The sequence below is a fragment of the Pseudomaricurvus sp. ABR4_320 genome, assembly GCF_056159445.1.
This window is the reverse complement of record NZ_JBSWVF010000003.1, coordinates 509,554-534,666: the sequence shown is the minus strand read 5'-3', so window position 1 is coordinate 534,666 and position 25,113 is coordinate 509,554. Positions and strand designations below refer to the sequence as shown.

Here is a 25,113-nt window from a genome sequence, read left to right as displayed (position 1 = left end):
GATCTCTCTGTTAAATCGCGGTTATTGAAGGCTTTTAGCCACAAGTTTATCTGTGCACTTATATCATAATATGGCGCAGGAGATGATTCCGCTCTACAAGGTAGGGTTCGGGTTATAGTAATGGCGTCCGCTGGTGACGCTGGTTGCCATTTGCACTAATTGTTGGATGTGGGTGACGTTATTGGCCAGATCGATATCGCTGGCGTTGACGATTAGAAGTGGCGAGGCCGCATAAAAATGGAAAAATTTCATGTAGGCGGCATTCAGTGTCGCGATGTAGTTTGAGTCAATGAAGCGTTCGGCGTCTATTCCCCGCGAACGTATCCTGCTGTTGAGCACATCATCGGTTGCCTGCAGGTAAATCACCAGATCCGGGGCGGGTGCTTCTAGGGATAATCGCGAGGCCACTTGCTCGTAGATCGTCAATTCATCCCGGTCGAGAACCACCTCTGCGAAGAGGCGATCTTTATCCATTAAGTAGTCCGATACGGTGTTGCCGGTAAAGAGGTCTCGTTGCCGCAACTCTTCCAATTGCTGAGTGCGTTGAAATAAAAAAAAGAGTTGTGTAGGCAGTGCCGCTGCGCGAGGATTTTTGTAGAAGCGGGTTAGAAACGGATTGTCTGCGACTGATTCTTCCAGCAAATTGTAGTTTAAGGCTCTGGCCAGTTGTCGAGCTAGGGTTGTTTTGCCGACGCCAATAGGCCCTTCCACGGCAATGTACCGAGTTGCTGGCTTCTGTGATGGTGTGTCCCTACCTTCACTCATAACGCTGTGTCTTTTCCTGCGAAATCACTCCAGTCGTATTATGCCGTCTTGGTTACATTCGGCCAGTAGTTTTGCAATTGGATTTCCGGATGGCAGATGTAGTCCCGGTGCGATGTCGTATAACGGGAGCAAGACAAAGGCGCGTTCCTGCATGCGAGGGTGGGGGACGGTCAGTTCGGGAAGGTCGATTCGGCTGTCGTCGTATAGTAAGAGATCGAGATCCAAGGTTCTCGGCCCCCAGCGAAGGGTTCTCACACGTTGCTGGGCATGTTCTATGCGCTGAAGTTCTTTGAGCAGGGAGAGGGCTTGCAATCCTGTTTCGAGTTTGGCGACACCATTGTGATAATCCGGTTGCCCTTCAGGGCCGCCGACCGCAGGCGTCTGATAGATGGGTGACATGACCAGTAGTTGGGTTTCAGGCAGTTTTTCCAGCGCGGTCTGGGCCTGTTTCAGCTGGTGGCGAGGGTGGCCGAGGTTGCTTCCCAGCCCGATGTACGCGATTGCCACTGGCTAGCTGCCTGATGAGTCCGTATGCGCGGTCTCACTGTCGTCACTGCGACGTGGGCTGCGGCGTCGTGTTTTGCCTTTGCGAGAGGATAGCTGCTCTTGCATCTGCAGGCGCTCCTTGTGTCCCACTTCCTGATAACGGGTCCACCAGGCACCAAGCCCTTGGAGGTTTTCCCCCGACTGTTCCCGCATCAACAGAAAATCATAGGCTGCGCGGAATCGAGGGTGGGTGAAGTTCTTTTCTGCCTGCTTGCCCTGGCGCCGCTCGAGCCGGTGTTGCAAATCCCATATCTCTTTCATCGCCAACGTCAGTCGCTTGGGGATTGCCGTTATCTTGCACTGGTCGCTCAGAATGTTCTGGCAGGCGGTCAGATGGGCCTGGTATTTCGTGAGTCCTTCAGCCTCCAGTTGTGCCTGTGCTCGGCACAGCGATGTCCACAACAGTGCGGCAAAGATGAATGCAGGGGTGGCTCCGCGATCATTGCGAATTCTGTTGTCTGTACTGGTGAGCGCTTCGGTAATCAGCCCTTCTGTAAACTCTAAGCCATCATCAAGGGCTTTCTGTGTCGCCGGGAACAGGAACCGCAGGAGATTGTAATCGCGCAATAACGTAAAGACTGCCAGTGCGTGACCGTGCATAAACAGTTTTAACGACTCTTCAAAAAGGCGTGCGGGAGGAATGTTGTTCAGCAGTCTGCCCAGGGGCTCAATAGGACGTGCGCTGGTATTGGCGATTGAGAAGTCCAATTTCGCCGCGAAGCGCAATACCCTAAGCATACGCACAGGATCTTCCTGATAGCGTCTCTGAGGATCGCCGATGATACGGATTTTGCGACGATCGATATCCTGAACGCCGCCGGTAAAATCGAGAATGCTGCCGTCTTGATGTGAGTAGTAAAGCGCGTTGATGGTCAGATCACGGCGCTCGGCATCGGATTCGATATCGCCGTAGACGTTGTCTCTTAACAGCATTCCTTCATCTGAGCGGGCTGACCGTTGCGGCGAATGGGAGTCGTCATCGTGGTTGCCCCGGAATGTGGTGACTTCGATGATCTCTCGACCAAAACGAACATGCACGATTCGAAAGCGCCGACCGATAATGCGTGAATTGCGGAAAAGCTGGCGAATTTCTTCTGGAGTCGCATTCGTCGCCACATCGAAATCTTTGGGATGGCCTCCCAGCAGCAGATCACGTACACCGCCTCCCACCAAATAGGATTGATATCCGCCCTCCAATAGGCGGTCCATAACCTTTACGGCGGCGTTACTGATTTTATTCGGTGTGATTTTATGACTGTGCAATGGGATCTTCCGATGTTCAACGGGGGTTACAGGCGATAATTTCTTACTTATCAGCCAGTAGAATATTTTTGCCGGGATGCGGACTGGCAGGCGAAACAGCTACTTCAACATGTTACAAAGATTACTGGTTGCCCGAGCGTACAGTCGTTAGCATAGCAAGAGGAAGGAGATTGAGGTCGGGCGAATTAGTGGGTCGTTAATCGATCTAGTGCTTTAGTCTACCATGACACTGTGTTGATGGGTAAATTTTGGCAGGACTATCGTTGGCTGGGTTATAAAATGAAAACGGGAGAGCCATTTGACCCTCCCGCTAAAAATTCTGTTTTTATTTTTCTGGTGTAATCGGCTGCTTAGAAAATTTTCTGCGTCCCTGCTTGCAACCGTCTGCTCAACAGCAAACTTTATCTTCCATTGTTGGACAGTAATCAATGTTTATTGTTTTTTATTATTAGTTTTACTTTTTTATTATTGTTTGTTAGCTATTTATTTTTATTGTTAGCTGTCTTTTATTTTTATTATTTGTTTTTGTTATTCTGTCCCATATAAAGCATTGCCTGTGCCAGTTTTAAAAAAATGATAAATATCAATTGGTTATGATTTTTGTCAGCTTTTTGTCATGCCAAATTCCCTTCAGTCTGTTACCTATGGTTTCCCTTGGTGTTACCTCTTGAATGTTGAGGTAACACTTTCTTAGGGTAGTTTGCAGGCAAGTGTGATTGTTGATAACAGTCTTCGATTCGAGTTAAAAAAATTCTGTTTCAGTGACGATTCTTCGGGGAAGGTACCGGTCAATATGTGAAATCGTTTTCATTCATGTCTCGTTGGCTTTTGATAAAGCGCCGGGAAATAAGAGGGAGGATTTAAAAGGGGGCGGGCAACGAATCGAGTAGCGAGAGCGACGATTTGATCGTCACCGCTGCTTCTTAAGGGATTCGTTATTTACTGGTCGCTGCAGTCTTTTTGCGTGGGATGCCAAGCTTTTGGCGTCTTTCCCACAGACATTTTCTGCTTACGCCGAGTTTGTGGGCTAACTCTGTCTCGCTCATCGTGTCCTGATGTTCAAGAACGAAGCGTTGGAAGTAATCCTCAAGTGACAGATCTTCTTTGGGCTCGGGTGATTTGTGAATGCTGGTGGCTTTGGTTGGAGGCTGCGAGCGCTGGACCTGTTGGATGATGTCGTTGCGGTCTTCCCCAACCTCAATCAGGTCGAGATCGATCGATAACACTTCGTGACCAATTTCATGCTCGTCATCACAAAGAATCACAGCTCTCTGCATGGCATTTTCAAGTTCGCGAACATTGCCAGGCCAAGTGTAGGTGGTAATCGATTGAATGGCTTCGGGGCTGAGGGTCAGGGTCGGTTTGTCTAGGTCTTTGCAGAAGCGATCAATGAGGGTATCTGCGAGAGCAATGATGTCTTTGCCTCTGTCACGCAGGGGAGGAAGATTTAGTTGGAGAACGTTGATTCTGAAGTACAGATCTTCCCGAAATTTACCTTCTCTGCAAAGCTTTGCTAAATCTCTGTGGGTGGCGGCAACCAGCCTGACATTGACTTTGCGCGATTCTGTCGAGCCGATAGGGCGAACTTCTCCCTCTTGCAGAACCCGAAGCAGCCGAGCTTGGGCTTCGAGAGGCAGCTCGCCGATCTCGTCGAGAAACAAGGTACCAGTATCTGCGGCGGCAACAAGGCCCTCACTTTTACTGGCGGCACCGGTAAACGCGCCTTTTTCGTGGCCAAACAGTTCGGATTCGATCAAGGTATCGGGAATGGCTGCACAGTTTACGCAGATCAAAGGCTGTGTATGGCGAGGACTTTCTGTATGAATCGCCCGCGCGACCAGCTCTTTGCCGGTTCCCGTCTCCCCAAGAATCAGCACGGTAGCGCTGGTTGGGGCGATTTTGTGGATGTTGCTATAGAGATTTTGCATGACTGGGCTGTCGCCAATCATGCCGGGTATTCGATTGGGTTTTGAGCCGTCGTTGTTGGCTTTCGGCTGTTTTTGGCGGGCTTCGTTGGCCTTGCCAATGACCCGTTTTACCGAGGCAACCATCTCGTCGTGATCGAAAGGTTTGGCGATGTAGTCGACGGCTCCCAGGCGCATTGAGTCTACGGCTGAGCGCAGGCTGGCGTAACTGGTCATAATCAGGACGGGGGTTGCGTCGGCCAGTTTGATAAGGTCGGTGCCGGGCGCGCCGGGGAGTCGCAGATCACTGATGATCAGATCAAAAGCCGCGAAATCATATTTGGCGACCGCCTCTTTTACTGAGCCGGCTTCGCTGACGGTAAAGCGATTCCTTTCGAGAAGTTTGCGAAGAGCTGTTCTGATGATAGCTTCGTCTTCAACAATAAGGATCTTACTCATAGTTACGATCACCCGCAGGGTCATTTGCTGTGTGAGTGTCCACTACCTGTGATTTAGATTCAAGGTGTTTGGGCAGTTGGACAACGATCTCCGTACCATAATTTTTGCCGCGACGAGGGCTAATGATCTGCAGGTGGCCGTGAAATTCTTCCACAATACTGTAGACCATTGCCAAGCCTAGGCCAGTGCCTTTACCGGGTTCTTTCGTCGTAAAAAAGGGTTCAAGAACTCTGTCCTGTTGGGCTTTGGGTATTCCTTCACCGGCATCGATGATGTGCAGGTTAATGCTATCTTCGGTTTCAGAATGGCTCAGAAGGACTTCACTGTCACAGGGGCTTGCATCTCTGGCGTTAGCTAGGAGATTAATAAATACCTGTATCAATTTCTGTGGATCAGCTGTTACCAGTATATCAGCGGCAATTTCGTTTTTAAAATTGACCTGGTTTCTGTCTTTTTGTAACGACAAAAGTTGAATGGCTTCCTCAGCGCAATTCCATCCGCTGACTGGCATCAGTTGTGTTCGTTCCAGAGTTCCGGAATGGGAGAAGCTGACCAGGGATTGTACGATGCGGCTTACCCGTGCTGTCTGGCTGAGAATCTGTTCTGCTGTTTCGAGCACGGCTTGCGGGTCGTCAGCATCGTAACGAAGGTTTTGAGCCAGGCAGTCTATACCGGTTACTGGGTTGCCGATTTCGTGAGCAACACCTGCGGCCAGCCTTCCGACCGAGGCTAATCGCTCACTGTGAACCAGCTCTTGTTCAAGCAGCTGAGTTTCGGTCATGTCTTCCAGTAGTATGATTTGACCATCGGCGATTTCGGCGACAGGACCATAAATGTTGGCTTTGTGCAGGCTGAGCCAGTGGGGTTTCCCGCTGAGTTTAATTTGCTGTTTGTGCAAATGAAATTGATCGCTGTCAAGAAAGTTGTTGAGCAGTGACCGCCAGGGTGAAGGTAGGTTGTTGAGGTAAGAGCCGACAACTTGATCCGTCGGGATGCCAGTCAGCTCTTCCATCGCGGTATTCCAAAGTAAAATTTCACTGGCCTGACCCAATGAGCAGGCGGCGAGTGGAAGCTCTTCTAAGGTGTTGCGGTGATAGAGGCGAAGATTATTGAGTTCGGCGGCGAGGCCCGTTAGGTGGCTGCGATATTGTGCCAGCCGATTTTCGATCATGTTGATGTCTGTGGTATCGCTAAAATCCTCCGGCAGGTGATAGGGCAGCTGCCGATCGAGAATTTCACTGGCAACAGCTGTACCGACGAGGCCTGAGAGATTGGCTTCAAGTTTGTCGCGCAGCCTTCGCAGCGCGTAGGGGCGCCGTTCAGACAAATTGAGTTGCAGCTCCAATAGGGCTTTTTCCACTTCCTGGCGAGCGAGCGTCGGTCCGAGGCTTTTCCCCAGTTGGGTAATAAATTCCTCAGCGCTGCGCACGTCGAGAATCATTCGTAGCGGGTGGCTGAGTTCGTCTTCAGCACATAATTCGGCACTGTAACGCTCTTCCAGGGGGGTATCGGTCAACACGGAAATGAGAATAAACGCCCCGAGATTCAATGAGATAGCAGCCAGGGTAACACTGTCCCAGGCGTGTGTTCCCAAGGGTAACACTGTGCTCGTCAATGGTAACGAAAGCGATTCAAGTCCAGCGATACTGGGGATAATCAGTCCCAGTAACCAAACCGCTGTACCGAGACTTAGGCCGCAAATATAGCCTCGGCTGTTCGCTTTGGGCCAGTAGGTGACGGCCAGTAAAGCGGGCATAAATTGCAGCGTCTCCGAGAATGCCATAAAGGCAAGATCGGTGAGATTGAAGCGGCTGTAGATCACCTCATAGAAAATAAAGCTGAGCAGCAGTATTCCGGAAATGACCAGCGTGCGCAGGAGTGCGACACGGCGGTAAAGGTCCTGACGCCTGAGGCGAGTCGAAGGTAACAGCCAATGGTTGACGATCATGGTGCTGATGGCCAGGGCTGTGATAACCATGGTTCCCGATGCGGCACTGAGTCCACCCAGGAAGGTCAGCAGCGTCATCCATGTGGAATCCAGCTGCAAAGGAACGCCAAGGGTAAAATACTGAGTTGGCAATGGCAGAGTCTTGGCGAGACCCGCCCAAAGTATGGGAAAGAGCGGCAGAGCCATAACCAGCAGAATCAGTGGAAACGCCCAGCTCAATGTGGAAATCGTTGTGCGTGCTCTGTCTTCATCTTCCAGAATCGAAAATATGTGTGGAATCCCAACGACGGAGCCAACGAATACGAGCACGAGTAAATAATGAGGCGTGGCATGGGTGGGGTTATGCAGAATCTGAAGGTTTTCCGGGTGCGCCTGTAACCATTCATTCAGTGCGCCAAAACCACCGTAGATGCCCCATACCGCACCTATGCCGACCGCGATCAGAGCCGCAAGCATAACCAGACTTTGTAAGCCTAGAGCGGCAATCAGTCCCTGGCTTTGCTCGCGGCGGGCGCCGATTACCGTGACAAACAGCCCAATAGCGATGCAGTAGAAACCAGCGATCCAGGGTGGGGATGATCCTCCGGCAGTGGACACTTCAGGGTTTTCCAGCAGGTTCTGTAGAGACAGAAGGTAGGAGGTGTCGCTCATGACCTGCAGCTGCATGGCCATTAGCGGCATCGCGAGCAGCAGCATACATAACGTGCTGAGACTGCCGGCCTCTTGGCTATGGAAGCGAAACACCATCAGATCGGCAATATTGCGAATTTTAAACCGCACGGCGAGTTGCGCGATGGGAGCGAGAGCCAGAGGGGCGAAAAAGAACAGCGCCCCAGCGCCTAGGTAGTATGCCAGCGCGCCATAACCGTACTGAAAGGCGAGGTCGACCATGCCATAGAAGCTCCAGGCACTGGTCAATATGGCGAGGGATAAGATAAAAACTTCGGGGTAACGGGAAACCAGTCCCGGCGCTCCCAAACGCTCTGAATAGCGAGCGACAGCTGCCGTGATCGCGAGATAGCAGCTCACCACGAGAAAAAGGGTAAAGTAATTAATCCCCATTGCGATAACTGCGTCTCTGATAGGCAAAGGTAATGGCTATGACCAGCCCCCAAATAATATAAGGCCGGAACCAACTGCCTTCCGGGTTGGTCATCCAGGCATAGATCGTCGGGGAAAAAATGTAGATCATGATCGAAACGATCAGTAAAAGGCGCCGATTAAGCATGTTTGGGGTGATGTACCGGTTGTTTGAAGCTCATCTTAGCGAACCCACCTTTAACAATCTACGGTTGCTGATGGGAGGCAGACTGTAGCGATTCGACTTTTTCGGGTCCACTGTGAGGTCGCCCATGAGAGGATGTCCGAGGGGGATGTACATAAGGCGTCACTGGGTGGTTGTAGGCCGAGTAAGCGCATGGCAAGCATCAGGTTTTCGCTGGCTTGATTATCTTGCAGGGGGGGAGCGAGGTTTTGCTTGCTGAATTTTCTTCCCTGGGCATCGACGACCAGAGGTAAATGACCAACTTGTGGTGCAGGTCCTCCCAGCAGTTCATGTAGCTGCCCTTGAATTCGTGACATGCTGATGAGATCCCTTCCGCGGATAACATGATTTATCCCTTGAAAGTGATCATCGACAACGACTGCGAAGTTGTAGGCAAATATGCCATCGCGGCGTGACAGGATGATGTCGTCACAGGCGAGCTGTTCTGTTGTGATGTCACCTTCGAAAACATCCAGTTGCGTCTTATTCTGGTTTGCAATAGCGGCGCGCCGCAAGCGGACAGAATACGGCGGTTGTTGTGGCGGGTGTTGTAAGCAATGACCGTCGTAGTCCGGCAGGCTTTTTAGGCGTTTGCGCGAGCAATTACAGGGAAAGGTCAGTTGCTGGTTGGACCACTGCTCGAGAATATCCTTGTAGAGGTTTAAGCGCTGACTTTGGTAGCTGACCGCTTCATCCCAGAACAGGTGGTGTTTTTCCAGGGTGCGAAGTATCGCAGTCGTCGCGTCGGCTTGTACTCGGGGGGTGTCAAGATCTTCAATTCTCAGCAGCCATTTGCCACCTTGAGATCGGGCGTCTAGATAGCTGCCAACAGCTGTCAGCAGCGAGCCGAAATGTAAGCGTCCTGAGGGCGAAGGCGCAAATCGGCCCCTGTAGCCCTCAGTGATTTCTGTCACATCAATAGGTGTAGAAATTAACCGCTGACCTGACGCTCTTTGATTTCGTCGAGGGTCTTACAGTCGATGCACTGAGTCGCGGTGGGGCGTGCTTCCAAACGTCGGATACCGATTTCGACACCACAGGTCTCGCAGTATCCATAGTCGTCAGTATCAAGCAGCTCCATGGTGCTGTCGATTTTTTTGATCAACTTGCGCTCACGGTCCCGGGTTCTCAGTTCCAGGCTGAACTCTTCTTCCTGGCTGGCGCGGTCGGCAGGATCAGGGAAGTTAGCGGCCTCGTCTTTCATATGAGAAACCGTTCTGTCCACTTCCTCCATCAGTTCGTTTTTCCAGCTTTTCAGTAGCTGACGAAAATGCTCCTTTTGGCGGTCGTTCATGTACTCTTCGCCAGGTTCTTCCTGATAAGGAGTAAACCCTCTGAGCGAAATATTGTCGTTAGCTTTCATAGGTTTTGGCATCGCTAATCGCCTCGCAATTTCCTACCGGACGTGACAATTGGGGACTCATCCAGAAAATTTCAAGTACCGTTACGGCATTAAAAACCGAGATTTCTGGTAGAATCTTCAATAATTCTCCAAAGCGGGCGCGGATACTGAACTTAAAACGCAGAGCGTGTCAACAAAATACTTGTTTTTGGCGTGATTTTCCTTTAATGCTCGCCAAATTGCTTGCTTTTATAAGTTTGAGTCCAACTTTTCCCACCTCGTAATAACTTAAAAATGAAGTTTAGCCCTGTTTTTCAAAAAGGCACTTTTCTGCGCCGATACAAACGTTTCCTGACAGATATCGAGACATCTCAGGGAGATACCATCACAATTCACTGCCCCAATACTGGATCCATGAAAGCGTGTTTGGTTCCCGGTTCGCCGTGTTGGTATTCACAATCCGATAATCCCAAAAGAAAATACCCTCAGACTTGGGAAATTGCGACCACCGAGCAGGGGTTTATGGCCGGGATTAACACTGGACGTGCCAATGCCTTGGTCGAAGAGGCCATTACGGCCGGAATCATTCGTGAGCTAGGCGGGTATGACACACTGCGGCGAGAGGTGAAGTATGGAGAGGAGGGCAGTCGCATTGATTTTTTGCTGTCGAAAACTGGAGCAGCTGCCTGTTACGTTGAAGTAAAAAGTGTCACTTTAGAGGGAGATAACGGATTGGGGCTTTTCCCCGACGCCGTAAGCAGTCGCGGAGCAAAGCACTTAAGGGAGTTGGCGGGTGTGGTCGCAGCGGGCGCTCGAGGGGTATTGGTCTACTGCGTTCAACATTCAGGTGTTGAGAGGGTCGCTGTCGCAGAAGAAATTGACCCTGGCTATGCAGACGCTTTGCGGGAGGCGGTAGATAAGGGAGTTGAGGTTATTGCCTATGGAGCTGTCATCAGTCCATCTGAAATCGCCTTGTCTCGTCAACTGCCGGTAATACTGCCGTGAACAATTTATTCAACCAGCCAAATGACATCGTCTTTAACGGTAATCGTCACTGGCAGCAGATCTCTGCCCAAACAGGGACCGTGTACGCAGGTACCGCTGTCTAGAGTAAATAGGGCTCCGTGTGTCGCGCACTGTATTAGACCGAGTTCCGTGTCCAGAAACTGATCTGGGGTCCATTCGAGGGGCACGCCGAGGTGTGGGCAGGAGTTGCGGTAGGCAAAGGCTTTGTCGCCCTTGCGGACGACAAAGAAATGACCGCCCTGTAAATTGAAGCCTCGGCTACCTGGATCGTCCAGTTCGCTTAAGGTACAGAGTCGAATCATAGGTGCGTAACACTCTTTCCAAGGGATTAATCGACAGGGTCTGCCAGTACTAGCTGTCGCTCAAGGGTTTTACCGTCACGAATCAGCTGGACGGTGACTTTGTCGCCAGCTTTGTGAGCCTCAAGAGCGCTGAGAAGGTCATCATAATCATCTATCTGGAAGTTGCCCAGCCCAACGAGAACATCACCGAGAACCGCTGTGCCTACTGAGTTAACTTTGATCCCATTTATGCCCGCCCGGTCGGCAGGCGATCCTGGGCTGACTCTCAACACAGGGACGCCCTTCATGCCATATGATCTTGCCCACTGGCTGGGGCCAATTTCGACGCCCAGAGAGGGGCGCGTCAGACGACCATCTTCGATCAACATGGGGACAATGGTTTTCACTGTGTTGACGGGGATCGCGAAACCAATGCCCACGCTGGTGCCGCTGGGGCTATAGATCGCTGTATTGATGCCCACCAGCTCGCCGCTGGAGTTAATCAATGGGCCGCCAGAATTGCCGGGGTTGATCGCGGCATCTGTTTGAATAACGTTGCGAATGGTGCGCTGATTGCTCGCCTTGATTTCCCGGCCCACGGCGCTCACCACGCCGACGGTTAACGTGGTGTCCAAGCCGAATGGGTTGCCGATGGCCATGACTTTGCGGCCGACGGCGAGGTCACTGGAGTTGCCCAATGGAAGCGGTCTGAGTTCATCTTTGGGGGCATCGATGTGCAAGACCGCTAGGTCCTTCGATGGTGCCAAGCCGACGACCGTCGCTGGCCAAGACGTTTGGTCCTGCAGGGTAATTAATATCTGTCCCGCACCTTCGACGACGTGATAGTTGGTGATGATGTAGCCATTGGAATCCCAAACCACCCCTGTTCCGGTGCCCTGGGGCACCGCATGGGCATTCAGGGTGTAGCGATCTCGCACCACTGCTTGGTTGGTCACGTAGACGACGGAGGGGCTGGATGCACTGAACACTTCTGCAGTGTTGCGCTCGTCATCCGTCGAGAACTTCTGCGCAGAGGCTGAATCCGTAAAGCACCCGGATAGCAGAACGGTCAGTGCCAGCAGAAGCGTGGTAGCGGACAATCCTGAAAATGGCGCCAACTTCATGCTGGCTGCCTTTTTTGAAGCGCTTCAATGCGATCTTCCAGTGGCGGGTGGCTGGAAAACAATTTAGAGAACTGGGAGCGGAAGCTGCCGCTGATGGCAAAGGCTTTAAGTGTAGCTGGCATCGCGGATTCGGCTTGCGCGGAGGACTCCATTTGCAGTCTACGCAGAGCGTTAATCATCGCGGTATTACCCGCGAGATTGGCTCCAGCCTCGTCGGCTCGAAATTCCCGATAACGAGAAAATTTCATAACGATGATGGACGCCAATACGGCAAGAACCATTTCCGCGACGAAGGTAACGATATAAAAGCCTATACCGTGCCCGTTTTCATTTTTGAATACGGCTCGATCAATGGTATATCCGATGACTCTGGCGAAAAACATAACGAACGTGTTAATGACACCTTGGATAAGGGACAGAGTCACCATATCGCCGTTGGCTACATGTCCAATTTCATGGGCGAGAACCGCCTTGATTTCTTCCCGGCTGAAACGGGATAGCAGGCCTTCACTGACTGCAACCAGGGCATCGTTCCGATTCCATCCCGTTGCAAATGCGTTGGATTCCCGGGCAGGAAAAATACCCACTTCTGGCATTTTTATGCCCGCTTGTTGGGCAAGTTGATTCACGGTCTCAAGTAACCAGCGCTCGTCGGTGGTGCGGGGTGTCGTAATGATTTGCGTGCGCGTGCTCATTTTCGCCATAAACTTGGAGAGAAACAGCGAAATGAGTGAACCAGCAAAGCCGAACACGGCACAGAAGACCAGCAGATTGCCCAGATCTAGGCCGCCACCGTTGGCTTGCAGGTAAGAACCTACGCCGAGTAGATTGAGAGTAATACTGGCAACGAAGATTACCGCCAGGTTGGTAAGCAAGAACAAGCCAATACGTAACACGGGGATGACTCCTGAGAAAGAATACCGACCTATAAGATTGGTTCTCAGAAGAAAAATTCAATGGCGGTGAAGAGCGGAAAACAAGAAAAAGCGGCCACCTGATTAGGGTGGCCGAATAACCGTGATTAGCCTGTTTAAGGAGACGGGATGTTAATCCCACGCTGTCAGCAGCGACAGCAACTGAATGATAATTATTATCATTTATTGGGTCAACCCCTAAATGAGATTTATTTGTATTTTCTTTTGATTGATAAATTCCGCGCGTCGGCAGTCGATATTCAGCCAGCCGTCCTGCGAGAACTGTCTGAATCCTGCTCCTGTTGTTCTGCTGCTTCTATAAGGGTTTGTTTGAGACCGGGCTCCAGATCATTCCAGTGTATATCCAGGAGTGCACCTTCGAGTGCATACAGCAGGACTTTGGAGACATGAATACCGCGACATTTAATGCGGACGTAGGCATCCACAGACCCGACTTGTCTCAGGTCTTCTTGGGAATGAATTCCGATCGCGTGAAGAATGTTAACGGTGGCGGCACCGAGATTTTTCATATCAAGAAGATCACTATGACTTTGCGTCATAATTGTTTCCTTGTGGCCAGTTAGTGCATGTGAGTTATAGTTATTATTCAGCTGATACCAATAAGCCTTTGACTTATCATACCTGCAAACCCCAAGATGGCAACTGTTGTGCAGTGCAAGCGCGTTTATGGCAAAACTATCCTTAGAGGAATTGACGGGTAAAACCGAATCTCATCTGGTTGAAGGTTGGGATGGCGCGAAGGTTTGCAGAAATGTGGTTGTGCCCCTTCAACGATTGGGTGAATCGGCCAAGGAGGCTGGTTTCGATCTGGCCATAGCCAGCAGTTTCCGGGATTACGATCGACAAAAAGCCATCTGGAAAAACAAGTTGTCCGGGCGGCGGCCGGTGCTCGATCATGAAGGCAATACTGCCGTCGATATCTCTGGTCAAACAGACTCCGAGAGCCTGTTTACGGTGATGCGTTGGTCAGCCTTGCCAGGATTGTCCCGCCACCACTGGGGAACAGATTTCGATGTGTATGATCGTGCTGCCGTCTCGGCAGATTATCAGCTGCAACTGATTCCGGCTGAGTACGCTGAAGGTGGGCCATTTTATGGCTTTTATTGCTGGCTGCGGCAGTTTCTCCAAAGCTCATCTCGCGATGACTTTTACTGGCCCTATGACAAAGACTGCGGGGCAATAGGTCCAGAACCTTGGCATATCAGTTATAGACCTCTTGCGGAGCAGTGCGTCTGCAGAGTTAAAGACCCGGCGATTCTTGAGTGGTTATTGGCTGATCCAGATTTTCCTTTGTCAGAGACTGTAGCCTTGCATTATGGTGATATCGCCGCGCGCTACCTTTCGGTCTAAGTGGATTGGATGGCGTAAAAGGGTTAACCATTCTTCAACAGTTGTCTGTGATAATTGGGTTACCATACCGGTCTTTGTGTTACCTCAGAAAAGTTGTCTGTTCATGCCGATGCAAGAATCTCTTTCCCGTCCGATAACCGCCGCTACCGATGTACTCTGGCACACCATTCGCCGAGAAGCGTACGAGGTGAGTCAGCAGGAGCCCGTATTGGCGAGCTTTTACCATGCTGCAATCCTGAATCACGGTAGCTTTGAGTCAGCGGTTAGCTTCTATCTCGCCAGCAAGCTGGACAGTTCTACCGTACAGGCGATGACGATTAGGGAGGTTTTTGAAGAGGCGATGGCCGCCGATCCGGCAATTGCTGAAGCCATGCGTGCGGATATTCAGGCTCATAAAGATCGTGACCCCGCTTGCGATCGCTATTTAACGCCTTTTCTTTATTTCAAAGGATTTCACGCACTGCAAGCGCAACGTGTCAGCCACTGGCTTTGGAAACAGGGGCGGCGATCTCTTGCCAGGTATCTTCAGAACCAAATTTCAGAGGAATTTGCGGTTGATATTCATCCTGGAGCGCGGATCGGCAAGGGGATCATGATCGATCATGCGACAGCTGTGGTGATGGGTGAGACGGTAGTGATGGGGGATAATGTCTCGATTCTTCACTCAGTGACACTGGGCGGCTCTGGTTGTGATTGCGGTGATCGTCACCCAAAAGTTGGCTCAGGTGTCCTGATCAGTGCCGGCGCAAAGTTGTTAGGCAACATTCACATAGGGGATGGAGCCAAGATTGGCGGCGGGAGTGTGGTGCTGGCAGATGTGCCGGCTTACAGTACGGTAGCGGGCGTTCCTGCGAAATCTGTAGGAAGAGCTTCGCGTTTGCAAAACCCGGCATTATCCATGGATCATCAAATCCCGGAAGAGCAGTAAATATCGTTGAGTCTAATGAGTGTGTAAGTGTTTGAGAAAGGCTGGTTCGTGCGAGGTTATTGACTGGTATCCAGCCATTCCAGCACGGCTTGGCGGTGATTGATGATATATTCCAGGTGTTTCAACTCATTGGCATTCGGGCCGGGGTTGCGTTTCAACAGAGAAATGCGCCCGAACAGTTCATCGATTTCCGCCTGCAACTGAGTCTTCAGTGCATCACAGTCAATGTTGTCTTTACCGATATAGAGATTTGGTGTCTTTTCCGGCATAGCTAGCATTCCACATCCTTGTTGGTAAAACGTAGTTACCTGTTTGACCGACTTATTCTACGTTAGTTTCCTGTTTCTAAACTGGCGTTAATTCAGCCGCCACATCGAAAAAATCTCTGCTTTCGCATGTTCAAATTCCATGTATGTGGCAAGGTTGCGCGTTTACGTGGAATTCGGCGCCAGATTTAGGGCCTGGATTCTATCCTATAATATCAGCGTAGCTGTATTGAAAATCCAGGTGGTGATCGCTAATTCGGATGTAGGAAATCGCCTACGCCGAAAGGTGGATAAAGGAGAGCATTGATATGTCCGGTTTTGACATCGTCTTTCGAGGAGACATTTTACCCGGATTCCAGATCCAGCAAGTCAAACGAGAAATGGGGCGGCTTTTTAAGGCGGAAGAAGCGGTCATTGATAACTTGTTTCGTGGTGGTGCTCAGGTTTTAAAGAAAAACCTCGATGAAGCAGCGGCACAACGTTATCACCAGGCATTAGCGTCCGTTGGTGCGGCAACGGAATTGGCCCCTTCTGGAAGTGTACGCACAGCAAATCGCGCGCCGTCTTCGGGCAGTGCCCAAGCTGCGGAATCACCACGTAAATCTCTACAGGAGCGGCTGGCCGAGCAAAAAGACGAGACGCCTGCGCCACCTCAGCAAACGGTTGCGGGCAGCGTAAGTTCGACACCTTTTCAGTTGGAAAATGATGTGGATACGTCGCATTTGTCACTTCGCGAGGCGACTGGCGACCTTCTTGATCCGGATGAAGTTTCGAGGCCTGAGTCTGTACAAGTGGTCGATCTGAATGTGAACCTTGCAGAATTGGGTGAGGATTTACTGCATTCTGATGAGCGGAAGCCCGCGGCTGTGGTCAGTATCCCGGAGTTGGACGCAGACGTTTTACCGGTAGGTGCAGATCTAGGTGAAATGAAGGTTGTAAAAGAGAGCATCTCTCCAGACATCAGTCACATAACGCTGGCGGATACTTTGTGAGCCGTGCAATTGAAGGTGTAAATACTGGCTCTGCACTCTGGTGGTGCAGGTTGCTGTCTGTTTTGCATCAAATTGGTTCGCTTTGGGCGCTCGTCTCGCGGCAACCCAAAGCCAACTCAAAGCGATAAAAGCCTATTTTTCATAGGCTTTAGTGGTTTAGCCTTCGCCTTTCAAGTAGTTCTCACGTGAATCCGTGATTTCTTTGCAAGCTTCTGCAGCATCACCCCAACCATCAATTTTAACCCACTTGCCTGGCTCGAGATCTTTGTAGTGCTGGAAGAAGTGTGCGATCTGGCCTGGAATCAGGTCATGTAGATCAGCGATTTCTTTTACGTTTTCGTACAGCGGCGTAACCTTGCTGTGAGGCACGGCGACAATCTTGGCATCTTCTCCGCCGTCGTCCGTCATCTTCAGTACACCAATCGGGCGGCAGCGGATTACGGCGCCAGGGGCAACGGCGAAAGGCATAATCACCAGCACGTCTACCGGATCACCATCACCGCAAAGGGTGTGTGGGACATACCCATAGTTGCACGGATAGCGCATGGACGTGCCGAGGATTCGGTCAACAAAGAGTTCTCCGGAGTCTTTGTCCACTTCGTACTTAATGGGGTCTCCGTGCATTGGAATCTCAATGATCACGTTGATGTCGTTGGGTAAGTCCTTGCCGGGGGAGACGTCGTTATAGCTCATCGTATCGCTTCCAGTTTCGTAATTTTAAGTGGGCCGAAGTGTACCACATTGGTGGGTCTGCTCAATTGCACGAAAGTCGGCAAGTGTTCGCCAGCCTGATGCTTTTATTACAGAAGGGTGGACTGGCAGCGAGTTTGCAGGCAGTGTCGCCAATGTTGAGCGGGGCTCTGGTTGTCGCCGCCTTCTTCTGATTAAAAAGAACGAGCAGGGAGTTTGTTAATGGGGGATATCATCAGTCGTTTGAACGACGTTATCTGGAGTCCACTTCTGGTGTATTTGTGTTTGGGGGCTGGAATCTATTTCTCTATTAGAACGCGCTTTATGCAAGTGCGCGGTCTGGCGGAGATGTTGCGTTTGATGTTCAAAGGCGAAAAGTCTCCCGCCGGGGTGAGCTCCTTTCAGGCGTTATCCATTTCTCTGTCTGGTCGAGTGGGTACGGGCAACATCGCCGGTGTGGCGACGGCAATCACGTTTGGTGGGCCTGGCGCGATTTTTTGGATGTGGACTGTGGCATTTCTCGGAGCCTCAACAGCTTACGTCGAGTCAACCCTGGGGCAAATCTATAAAGAGCTGGACGAGAACGGACAGTATCGAGGCGGCCCTGCGTTTTTTATTGAAAAGGCAATGGGACAATCCTGGTACGCCTGGGTATTCGCGGTTGCAACCATTATCGCAATGGGCTTTCTTTTGCCTAGCGTTCAAGCTAACAGTATCGCTTCCAGTATTGAAAATGCCTGGGGTGTTTCACCGGCTGTCAGTGCCTCTGTCGTTGTTGTCGCCTTAGGGTTCATTATTTTTGGTGGCATTCGCCGCATTGCCAAGTTTGCTGAATTGGTCGTGCCGTTTATGGCGTTGAGTTACATACTCGTTGCAATGGTCATCATTCTTTTAAATCTGACCGAAATCCCCAGCTTGTTTATGCTGATCCTTAAAAGCGCATTCGGGCTTGAGCAAGCGTTTGGAGCTGTGCTGGGGCTCGCTGTACAGTGGGGGGTCAAACGGGGTATCTACTCTAATGAAGCCGGTCAGGGTACCGGACCTCACCCGGCCGCTGCTGCTGAAGTTTCGCACCCAGCCAAGCAGGGATATGTACAAGCTTTTTCTGTCTATATCGATACGTTGTTTGTTTGTACGGCGACAGCACTCATGCTGCTGGTTACTGGGAAATACAATGTGGTGACGCCCTCGGGAGAAGCCTTGGTGGAAAATTTGCCTGGTGTGGAAGCTGGCCCTGCCTACACCCAAGCGGCGATCGAGCAGGTCTTACCTGGATTCGGCAGCAGTTTTGTTGCCCTGGCATTAATGTTCTTCTCATTTACGACAATTGTTGCCTACTACTATATCGCCGAAACGAACATCGCCTTTATTAACCGCAAGGTACATCGCCCCTGGTTGAGCTTTGCGTTGAAGCTAACCTTACTGGTTTCTGTCACTTATGGTTCCGTTAAGACGGCCGCGGCGGCATGGGGGTTGGGTGACGTTGGTGTTGGAGTTATGGCTTGGTTAAATATCATCGCAATCTTAATTTTGCAGAAGCCTGCATTGCTTGCCTTAAAGGATTACGAGGAGCAGCGGCAAAGAGGTGAAGACCCATTGTTTGACCCGGATGCACTTGGCATTCGCAATGCGGATCTATGGCACGATATTCGTAAAAAACAGATTGCCGCGAGAAATGAGGCCGCCACTAATACAATTTCAATAAAACAAAGTTAAACTAGGTCCTGGCATACATTTTTGGTGTTTGAGTCATTGGCTCATGGGTTTTATGAAAGTTTCAGTCATTATCAAAGCATTAAACGAAGAAAAGAACATAGAGCGGGCGTTAGAGTCTGCTCTGGCTGCAGTTGAAGCTGTTGGAGGCGGTGAGGTTATTCTGGCGGATAGTCTGTCTACGGATCGGACTATTGAGTTGGCAGAAAAATATCCAGTCAAGATCGTTCAGCTTAATCATGCAAAAGATAGATCATGCGGCATCGGTGCAGAGCTGGGTAGGCAAGTTGCTACTGGCAAATATTTGTACATTCTCGACGCAGATATGGAGTTTTGTGACGGTTTCCTCTCCGATGCGATAGAAGAAATGGAAAAAGATGCGAAGCTTGCGGGGGTCGCTGGGACTATAGAAGAAATGTTAGCCACTAGCGTGGCTTTCAAAGAGCGCTATAAAAGAAAGAACTCTGGGTTGATTGCTGGTGAAAGTGTAACTGTTCTCAACATGGGGGGGCTGTATCGAGCCAGCGCTTTAGAAGATGTCGGTTATTTTACAAATCGTAATTTACGCGCTTTAGAAGAATACGAGCTTGGTGCACGGCTAAAAGTTCAAGGCTGGCGACTCACGCGTTTAGATCGACCTGGGGTAAAACACTATGGCCATGATGTTAGTAGCTTTCGTCTGCTTGCCAAGCGAGTGAAGTCTGGGTACATCTTCGGGATCGGTGAATTGATACGGTCGGCTGTTGGCAAGAAGCATTTTAGCTTTATTCTCAGGAACTTACATGAGTTTAAAGTCTACTCGGGGTATTTGGTGTGGATGTTAGTGCTTTTGTTTACCTTAATTGCGGGTGTGTTTTTTCATCAGCTTTTACCCTTCATTGTCGTTTTAATCATGCCGTTTGCTGCAATGGTCGCAAAGAAAAAAAATATTAATTCGGGTGTCTACTCTGTTGTTGCATCTTCATGTTTTGCTCTCGGGATGTTATTTGGGTTTTTTAAGGCGCATGAAGTTGCTCCAGATTCTCCTATAGATTATCGAGTCGTTAAAGCCTAGGACGAACTCATTTTCTGTAGGGATTGGCGTAGAAAGTCATTCTTTTCGTGAGTTCTTGCTAGCCATAGAGGTAGGGCTCTGTCACCACGACAAATTTTTCAGTACACTCAGAGCGACTAAGCCAGACTAGGAAAGCCGGCATGCGCAGAGTGGTTTTTAATGAGAAAGGCGGGGTAGGAAAGTCCAGTATTGCTTGTAATTTAGCGGCAATAAGTGCGACACAAGGCAAGCGAACATTGGTGGTTGATTTAGACCCCCAGTGTAACTCCACTCAGTATTTACTGGGCGAGGTTCCCGAAGAAAAAACCATCGCCCAGTATTTTGAGAGCACCCTGTCGTTTTCATTGCGAAGCCTAAAGCCCCAGGACTTTATTCACGAAACACCGTTTGAATATTTGTATGTCATTCCTTCCAGTTTCGAATTGCTGACGCTAGAGCATAAGCTGGAATCCCGCCACAAAATCTACAAGCTTCGCGATTTACTGGATAAAATTGACGAGGAATTTGATGAGATTTATATCGATACCGCGCCTGCACTGAATTTTTTCACCCGCTCCGCGTTGATCTGTGCCGGGGCCTGTTTGATTCCGTTTGATTGTGATGCGTTTTCCCGACAGGCGTTGTATTCGATTTTAGGCGTCATTGAAGAGATCCGTGAAGATCACAATGATACGCTGGAAATTGAGGGCATCGTTGTTAATCAATTTCAGCCAATGGCCAAGCTGCCAACCCAGTTGATTGATGAGCTTATCGCTGAAGGGCATCCCGTATTGCCGATTTATCTCAACCAGTCGGTAAAAATGCGTGAATCGCACCACGAATGTAAGCCCCTGATATTTTACGCGCCCTCCCACAAACTAACGCGCCAATATGTCGAACTGTACGAGCACCTGGAGGCGGCCGGTTGACTGTGATCTAACAATCACAGTTAACGAAACGCTGATCTTCTAGGCAGTAAGCTGTCAGCTTTCCGCCCCAGACGCAGCCGGTATCCAAAGCGGTTATGTTTTCGCCTGGAGCGATGCCTTGTAGGGCGGCCCAGTGACCAAAGACAATCGGAACGGTTGCTGTGTGACGTCCTGCCACTTGAAACCAGGGGAGAAACCCTTCGGGTGGATCGGTCAGTGTACCCTTCGATTTAAATTCCATCGTGCCATCTGGACGACAAAATCTCAGGCGAGTAAAGAAGTTGGTGATGGCTCTTAGGCGATCCATTCCCTCGAGAATGCTTTGCCACCGGGCTGGTTCGTTGCCATACATATTCTCCAGAAATCTCTGTGGATGGTTCTGCAGGATCCAACTAACTTCGTTGGAGAGAGATAAGGCATCTTCCAGCGTCCAGGTTGGTGAGACGCCTGCGTGAACCATTAGGGTATTGAATTGGGCGTCGTAGTGGGCCAGAGGCAGATGGCGGAGCCAATCCAACAAAAGTTCTCGGTCCGGAGCTTTGAGGATGCTTCCTAGTGTGTCGCCTTTCGCGCTTTTGCGACCGGTTCGCGCGACCGCCAGCAAGTGCAGATCGTGATTACCAAGGACGGCGGTGATATTAGCTCGGCGTTCATATAGGAAACGCAAAGTAGTTAGTGAATCGGGGCCACGGTTGACTAAATCGCCAACCAGCCAAAGCCGGTCTCTATCCCAATGAAAATCGATGGAACGCAGCAGAGTTTTCAGAGGGCGCAGGCAGCCCTGAAGGTCGCCGATAACGTAGGTGGCCATAAGTAGATTACTAGGCTTGGATCAATGCAGTTGGTTTGGGGATACCAGGGCAAAAGCGGGAATGGTGACCTCAAACAGATCGCCATTGGTGTTGCGCATCTGGTAAGCACCCTCCATGGTTCCGGTATCGGTTTCTATGACGGCACCACTGGTATAGGTGTAGACCTCTCCGGGTGCAAGTACCGGGGTTTCACCGACAACACCGATCCCGGAGACTTCTCTCTGTTCGCCGTTACCGTTCGTGATCAACCAACGGCGGCTGATCAATTGTGCTTGTTCTTCACCTTCGTTCGCGATGGTAACCGTGTAGGCGAAAACAAATTTGTGCGATTGAGGCTGCGACTGCTCCTGCAGATACTTCGCCTGTACGCTGACACTGATGGTTGGATTCATCGGGCACACTTCCTGTTTGATCTTACGGCAGTGTATCACTCAGACGCACAAAGTCAGAGAGGCTGAGTACTTCTGGTCGCGCCATTGGATCAATACCGACGTCTGCAATTGCCTCTGCGGTCATAAGTTGTCGCAGCGCATTGCGCAATGTTTTGCGACGCTGTTGGAAGGCAAGGCGGACGACTTCTTCCAGTTTGGCGACATTGCGTGCTGGATGAATGGGGGATCTGGGTCTTAGGCGAACGACTGCCGAGGTGACTTTGGGGCGGGGGGAGAAGCACTCTGGCGGCACCTCGAATAAATTATCAACGTCGCAGTAGTACTGCACCATGATACCAAGGCGCCCATAATTTTTTTCTCCGGGGCCTGCGGCCAAACGCTCGACAACCTCTTTTTGCAGCATGAAATGCATGTCTACGACTGAATCGTGAAACGACAGTAGGTGGAAAATCAGCGGTGTGGAGATGTTGTAGGGTAGATTGCCAACAATACGGAGTCCTGGTGAATCGGCTTTAACAAATTGAGTAAAGTCGACTTTCAGAGCATCGGCTTGATGAATGCGAAAGTCCGGGTAGCGAGGGGCGAAGGCAACGGTTAGTTGGGGTACCAGGTCGCGATCCAGTTCCACAACCTGTAGGCGCGGACAGCCGGCAAGTAGCGGTTCGGTCAGAGCGCCTTGGCCCGGGCCAATTTCGACGAGAGAATCGTGTGGTTTGGGATTAATCGCACTCACGATACGATCAATAATGCCTTGATCCCTCAGAAAATTCTGGCCGAAGCGTTTGCGTGCCCGGTGTTGCGTTGGCGATGTCAAAAGTAGTCCTCAAGCTTGGCGACGAGCTGTTGCCATATCAGCAGCATACTGTTCAGCTGTGCGAAAGCTGCCTTCGTCTGCGATTCCCTGGCCGGCGATATCCAGCGCCGTGCCATGGTCTACGGATGTTCGTATAAAAGGCAGCCCGAGAGTGATATTTACCGCGGCTCCAAACCCTTTGTACTTTAGCACGGGTAGACCCTGATCGTGGTACATGGCGAGTACCGCGTCAGCCTGCTCGAGGTAGCGGGGTGTAAACAGGGTGTCGGCGGGTAAAGGCCCGGTCAGGTGCAAGCCTTTGCCTTGGAGCTCTTCCAGAACGGGCTCGATGATTTCAATCTCTTCGCGCCCCAGGTGGCCACCTTCGCCCGCGTGAGGGTTCAGGCCGGTGACCAGAATTCGCGGATTGTCCAAACCAAAATGGGATTGTAAGTCGGAATGTAAGATCGTGATCACCCGGCGGAGCAAGTCGGGAGTGATCGCGTCGGCCACCTCCCGTAAGGGGAGGTGAGTGGTTGCCAGAGCAACTCGCAAGCCTTCGGTTGCCAACATCATAACGACCTGATCACGGCCACTTCGATGGGCGAGGTATTCGGTATGTCCGCTAAATGGTGTGCCCCCATCATTAATGACACCCTTATGAACCGGACCTGTAACCATGGCGGCAACCTGATTTCCCAGGCACGCATCAATGGCTGCATTTAAGGTGGCTAGCACGTAGGAGGCATTTCCCGGACGTAATACCCCAGCATGGGATGCGGTTTGCAGCGTCACGGGAAGGATCGTGATCTCCCCTTCTTTTGACGCTTGCGGGGGGTGTTCCCAGTCGAGTCTGCGAATCCTCAGAGGCAAATTCAAGGTGTTGGCCCTTTCTTGTAACAGAAAGGGATCCGCGACCACAATTCTCTCCCAGGGGCTGGATTTCTGGGCGAGCCGGATCAGGATTTCGGGTCCAATACCGGCGGGCTCTCCGGGGGTGAGCGCGATGCGCAGAGTCACGGTTTAGGTCTGGCTGTCGAGAACTTTGATATACGCTTGGTCACGAATTTCCTGTAACCAATTGATGCGCTCTTCATCAAAGCGACGATTGCGAAGAAGTTGAGCGGCCTGATTAAAGCGCACTGTGTCACTCATGTCTTGCTGGCGACGGTCATCCACTTGAATAATGTGCCAGCCAAACTGTGAGCGAAATGGCTCGCTGATTTCCCCGACAGGGGTTTCTTCCAGTACTTTCTCGAATTCAGGGACAAATTTGCCCGGTAGAGACCAGCCCAGATCTCCGCCACTTAACATCGAGCCGACATCTTCTGAGTATTCTTTGGCCATGTCGTTAAAACTGGCGCCGTCGAGAATTTTTTGGCGAATATCCGCGAGCTTATCTCTAGCCTGCTCTTCGGTCAGAATGGCTGAGGGCTTGATAAGGATATGTCTGGCTTTGGCTTGCTCAATGACTTTGTCCTGATCGCCACGCATCCCGTAAACTTTCAGAATGTGGAAGCCAGCGCCACTGCGAATCAACTCTGAGGTATCGCCCTCTTTCAGTGGTGTAATGGCTTCGGCGAAAATTTCCGGCAGCTGATTGGCTTTGCGCCAGCCGAGATCACCGCCCTGTAGGGCGTTTTGCCCTTGAGATTCGGCCACGGCCAGCTGTCGGAAATCAGCGCCATCCTTAAGTCGGTTGAGGATGGACTGGGCTTTTTCCCGAGACTGTTCAATGACTTCCGTGCTAGCGGAAGAGGGCACGGCAATGAGAATGTGTCCCAGGTCATAGTCGGGAGACGACCAGAAGCGCCCTTGCTTAGATTTGAGAAAACTCTCGATTTCCTGATCCGTAATGTTGATACGTCGATAGACGCTGCCTTTCTGGACTTGATCGATGATCATATCTCGACGAATCTGCTCTCGAAACATGTCATAAGAGATACCGTCGACGGCCAGCTTGGCGGCAAACTGCTGATCGGTCAGATTGTTTGCGGCTTTCATTCGCTGCATGGTTTCATCCAGCTCATCGTCACTGATGGTGACGCCAACCCGTTGCCCTAATTGCAATTGCAAGGCTTCGTTGATGAGCTGGTCGAGAATCTGAGATTTCAGCGTCTCTTCGTCAGGCATCGGGGTATTGTTTGCCGCCAGCTGTGCCTTGACCATGTTCATACGCTGACTCAGTTCACTGGCCATCACCACGTCGTCATCGACAACGGCGATAATGCGATCCAGAAGCTGGGCAGCGGCACTGGCTGGCAGAGGTAACAAGGTTGTCACACCCAGAAGGGCGCCGGCGGTCAGAGAGAGCAGCTGCTGGCGAAAATGTCGTTTGAGATTAAATAGTTTCATAGC

26 protein-coding genes are annotated in these 25,113 nt (G+C 50.9%); 7 read left to right on the top strand and 19 right to left on the bottom strand.

Annotation, left to right across the window (positions count from 1 at the left end; all coding sequences use genetic code 11):
* Window positions 1-93: 93 nt before the first annotated feature.
* The 8 genes from ACXAFR_RS08525 to dksA all read right to left on the bottom strand — a co-directional run bounded on the left by ACXAFR_RS08525 (window position 94) and on the right by dksA (window position 9,524).
* Window positions 94-765: a deoxynucleoside kinase gene (locus ACXAFR_RS08525; protein ID WP_475175559.1), complete on the bottom strand. Its 672-nt coding sequence runs from the start codon at window positions 763-765 to the stop codon at window positions 94-96.
* A 24-nt stretch (window positions 766-789) separates the two neighbouring features.
* Complete coding sequence (gene folK, locus ACXAFR_RS08520) at window positions 790-1,272, bottom strand: 2-amino-4-hydroxy-6-hydroxymethyldihydropteridine diphosphokinase (RefSeq protein WP_475175554.1); 483 nt, start codon at window positions 1,270-1,272, stop codon at window positions 790-792.
* A gap of 3 nt (window positions 1,273-1,275) precedes the next feature.
* Complete coding sequence (gene pcnB, locus ACXAFR_RS08515; RefSeq protein ID WP_475175550.1) at window positions 1,276-2,574, bottom strand: polynucleotide adenylyltransferase PcnB; 1,299 nt, start codon at window positions 2,572-2,574, stop codon at window positions 1,276-1,278.
* Between the two features lie 935 nt (window positions 2,575-3,509).
* Window positions 3,510-4,937, bottom strand: coding sequence for a sigma-54-dependent transcriptional regulator (locus ACXAFR_RS08510; RefSeq protein ID WP_475175545.1), 1,428 nt, complete (start codon window positions 4,935-4,937; stop codon window positions 3,510-3,512).
* On the bottom strand, window positions 4,930-7,947 hold the full coding sequence (locus ACXAFR_RS08505) for an ATP-binding protein (RefSeq protein ID WP_475175541.1): 3,018 nt from the start codon (window positions 7,945-7,947) through the stop codon (window positions 4,930-4,932). The genes ACXAFR_RS08510 and ACXAFR_RS08505 overlap by 8 nt, the downstream gene beginning before the upstream one ends.
* Window positions 7,937-8,113 carry a hypothetical protein gene (locus ACXAFR_RS08500; RefSeq protein WP_475175535.1) on the bottom strand — a complete coding sequence of 59 codons (177 nt, stop codon included), beginning with the start codon at window positions 8,111-8,113 and terminating at the stop codon, window positions 7,937-7,939. The genes ACXAFR_RS08505 and ACXAFR_RS08500 overlap by 11 nt, the downstream gene beginning before the upstream one ends.
* A 50-nt stretch (window positions 8,114-8,163) precedes the next feature.
* Window positions 8,164-9,063: a tRNA glutamyl-Q(34) synthetase GluQRS gene (gene gluQRS, locus ACXAFR_RS08495; protein ID WP_475175529.1), complete on the bottom strand. Its 900-nt coding sequence runs from the start codon at window positions 9,061-9,063 to the stop codon at window positions 8,164-8,166.
* A 17-nt stretch (window positions 9,064-9,080) separates the two neighbouring features.
* Window positions 9,081-9,524 carry an RNA polymerase-binding protein DksA gene (dksA, locus tag ACXAFR_RS08490; protein WP_475175526.1) on the bottom strand — a complete coding sequence of 148 codons (444 nt, stop codon included), beginning with the start codon at window positions 9,522-9,524 and terminating at the stop codon, window positions 9,081-9,083.
* Between the two features lie 261 nt (window positions 9,525-9,785).
* Here dksA and sfsA point away from each other — a divergent pair, with 261 nt between their 5' ends.
* Window positions 9,786-10,496: a DNA/RNA nuclease SfsA gene (sfsA, locus tag ACXAFR_RS08485; protein ID WP_475175522.1), complete on the top strand. Its 711-nt coding sequence runs from the start codon at window positions 9,786-9,788 to the stop codon at window positions 10,494-10,496.
* A 5-nt stretch (window positions 10,497-10,501) separates the two neighbouring features.
* On the opposite strand, the gene ACXAFR_RS08480 is transcribed toward sfsA, so the two are convergent.
* From ACXAFR_RS08480 to ACXAFR_RS08465, 4 genes are all read right to left on the bottom strand, one after another.
* The gene (locus tag ACXAFR_RS08480; protein ID WP_475175519.1) at window positions 10,502-10,819 is read right to left on the bottom strand and encodes a Rieske (2Fe-2S) protein; all 318 of its coding nucleotides are present in this window, start codon (window positions 10,817-10,819) and stop codon (window positions 10,502-10,504) included.
* A 26-nt stretch (window positions 10,820-10,845) separates the two neighbouring features.
* On the bottom strand, window positions 10,846-11,922 hold the full coding sequence (locus ACXAFR_RS08475) for a S1C family serine protease (protein WP_475175517.1): 1,077 nt from the start codon (window positions 11,920-11,922) through the stop codon (window positions 10,846-10,848).
* The gene (gene htpX, locus ACXAFR_RS08470) at window positions 11,919-12,818 is read right to left on the bottom strand and encodes a protease HtpX (RefSeq protein ID WP_475175515.1); all 900 of its coding nucleotides are present in this window, start codon (window positions 12,816-12,818) and stop codon (window positions 11,919-11,921) included. The genes ACXAFR_RS08475 and htpX overlap by 4 nt, the downstream gene beginning before the upstream one ends.
* 278 nt (window positions 12,819-13,096) lie before the next feature.
* On the bottom strand, window positions 13,097-13,396 hold the full coding sequence (locus ACXAFR_RS08465; protein WP_475175514.1) for a TfoX/Sxy family protein: 300 nt from the start codon (window positions 13,394-13,396) through the stop codon (window positions 13,097-13,099).
* Window positions 13,397-13,523: 127 nt separating this feature from the next.
* On the opposite strand from ACXAFR_RS08465, the gene ACXAFR_RS08460 reads away from it, so the two are divergent.
* Both ACXAFR_RS08460 and cysE read left to right on the top strand, forming a co-directional pair.
* Complete coding sequence (locus ACXAFR_RS08460; RefSeq protein ID WP_475175511.1) at window positions 13,524-14,207, top strand: M15 family metallopeptidase; 684 nt, start codon at window positions 13,524-13,526, stop codon at window positions 14,205-14,207.
* Window positions 14,208-14,310: 103 nt separating this feature from the next.
* On the top strand, window positions 14,311-15,135 hold the full coding sequence (gene cysE / locus ACXAFR_RS08455) for a serine O-acetyltransferase (protein ID WP_475175508.1): 825 nt from the start codon (window positions 14,311-14,313) through the stop codon (window positions 15,133-15,135).
* Window positions 15,136-15,191: 56 nt separating this feature from the next.
* Here cysE and ACXAFR_RS08450 read toward each other — a convergent pair whose 3' ends face one another.
* Window positions 15,192-15,404, bottom strand: a complete 213-nt coding sequence (locus tag ACXAFR_RS08450; protein WP_475175505.1) for a hypothetical protein — start codon at window positions 15,402-15,404, stop codon at window positions 15,192-15,194.
* 305 nt (window positions 15,405-15,709) lie between these two features.
* On the opposite strand from ACXAFR_RS08450, the gene ACXAFR_RS08445 reads away from it, so the two are divergent.
* Complete coding sequence (locus tag ACXAFR_RS08445) at window positions 15,710-16,393, top strand: hypothetical protein (RefSeq protein WP_475175503.1); 684 nt, start codon at window positions 15,710-15,712, stop codon at window positions 16,391-16,393.
* Window positions 16,394-16,549: 156 nt separating this feature from the next.
* Here ACXAFR_RS08445 and ppa read toward each other — a convergent pair whose 3' ends face one another.
* Window positions 16,550-17,086, bottom strand: a complete 537-nt coding sequence (gene ppa / locus ACXAFR_RS08440; RefSeq protein ID WP_475175499.1) for an inorganic diphosphatase — start codon at window positions 17,084-17,086, stop codon at window positions 16,550-16,552.
* Between the two features lie 219 nt (window positions 17,087-17,305).
* Here ppa and ACXAFR_RS08435 point away from each other — a divergent pair, with 219 nt between their 5' ends.
* The 3 genes from ACXAFR_RS08435 to ACXAFR_RS08425 all read left to right on the top strand — a co-directional run bounded on the left by ACXAFR_RS08435 (window position 17,306) and on the right by ACXAFR_RS08425 (window position 20,758).
* The gene (locus ACXAFR_RS08435; RefSeq protein ID WP_475175492.1) at window positions 17,306-18,799 is read left to right on the top strand and encodes an alanine/glycine:cation symporter family protein; all 1,494 of its coding nucleotides are present in this window, start codon (window positions 17,306-17,308) and stop codon (window positions 18,797-18,799) included.
* A gap of 52 nt (window positions 18,800-18,851) precedes the next feature.
* Window positions 18,852-19,850, top strand: a complete 999-nt coding sequence (locus ACXAFR_RS08430) for a glycosyltransferase family 2 protein (protein ID WP_475175487.1) — start codon at window positions 18,852-18,854, stop codon at window positions 19,848-19,850.
* Window positions 19,851-19,990: 140 nt separating this feature from the next.
* On the top strand, window positions 19,991-20,758 hold the full coding sequence (locus tag ACXAFR_RS08425) for a ParA family protein (RefSeq protein ID WP_475175483.1): 768 nt from the start codon (window positions 19,991-19,993) through the stop codon (window positions 20,756-20,758).
* Window positions 20,759-20,765: 7 nt separating this feature from the next.
* Here the strand turns inward: ACXAFR_RS08425 and ACXAFR_RS08420 are convergent, their stop codons facing one another.
* The 5 genes from ACXAFR_RS08420 to surA are packed head-to-tail and all read right to left on the bottom strand — an operon-like array spanning window position 20,766 to window position 25,110.
* Complete coding sequence (locus ACXAFR_RS08420) at window positions 20,766-21,569, bottom strand: symmetrical bis(5'-nucleosyl)-tetraphosphatase (protein WP_475175479.1); 804 nt, start codon at window positions 21,567-21,569, stop codon at window positions 20,766-20,768.
* A gap of 21 nt (window positions 21,570-21,590) precedes the next feature.
* Entirely contained in the window at window positions 21,591-21,962 is a 372-nt protein-coding gene (gene apaG, locus ACXAFR_RS08415; RefSeq protein ID WP_475175476.1) for a Co2+/Mg2+ efflux protein ApaG, read from the bottom strand.
* Window positions 21,963-21,984: 22 nt separating this feature from the next.
* The gene (gene rsmA / locus ACXAFR_RS08410; protein ID WP_475175472.1) at window positions 21,985-22,776 is read right to left on the bottom strand and encodes a 16S rRNA (adenine(1518)-N(6)/adenine(1519)-N(6))-dimethyltransferase RsmA; all 792 of its coding nucleotides are present in this window, start codon (window positions 22,774-22,776) and stop codon (window positions 21,985-21,987) included.
* 9 nt (window positions 22,777-22,785) lie between these two features.
* On the bottom strand, window positions 22,786-23,775 hold the full coding sequence (gene pdxA, locus ACXAFR_RS08405) for a 4-hydroxythreonine-4-phosphate dehydrogenase PdxA (RefSeq protein WP_475175470.1): 990 nt from the start codon (window positions 23,773-23,775) through the stop codon (window positions 22,786-22,788).
* A 3-nt stretch (window positions 23,776-23,778) separates the two neighbouring features.
* The gene (gene surA, locus ACXAFR_RS08400; protein WP_475175468.1) at window positions 23,779-25,110 is read right to left on the bottom strand and encodes a peptidylprolyl isomerase SurA; all 1,332 of its coding nucleotides are present in this window, start codon (window positions 25,108-25,110) and stop codon (window positions 23,779-23,781) included.
* Window positions 25,111-25,113: the final 3 nt, after the last annotated feature.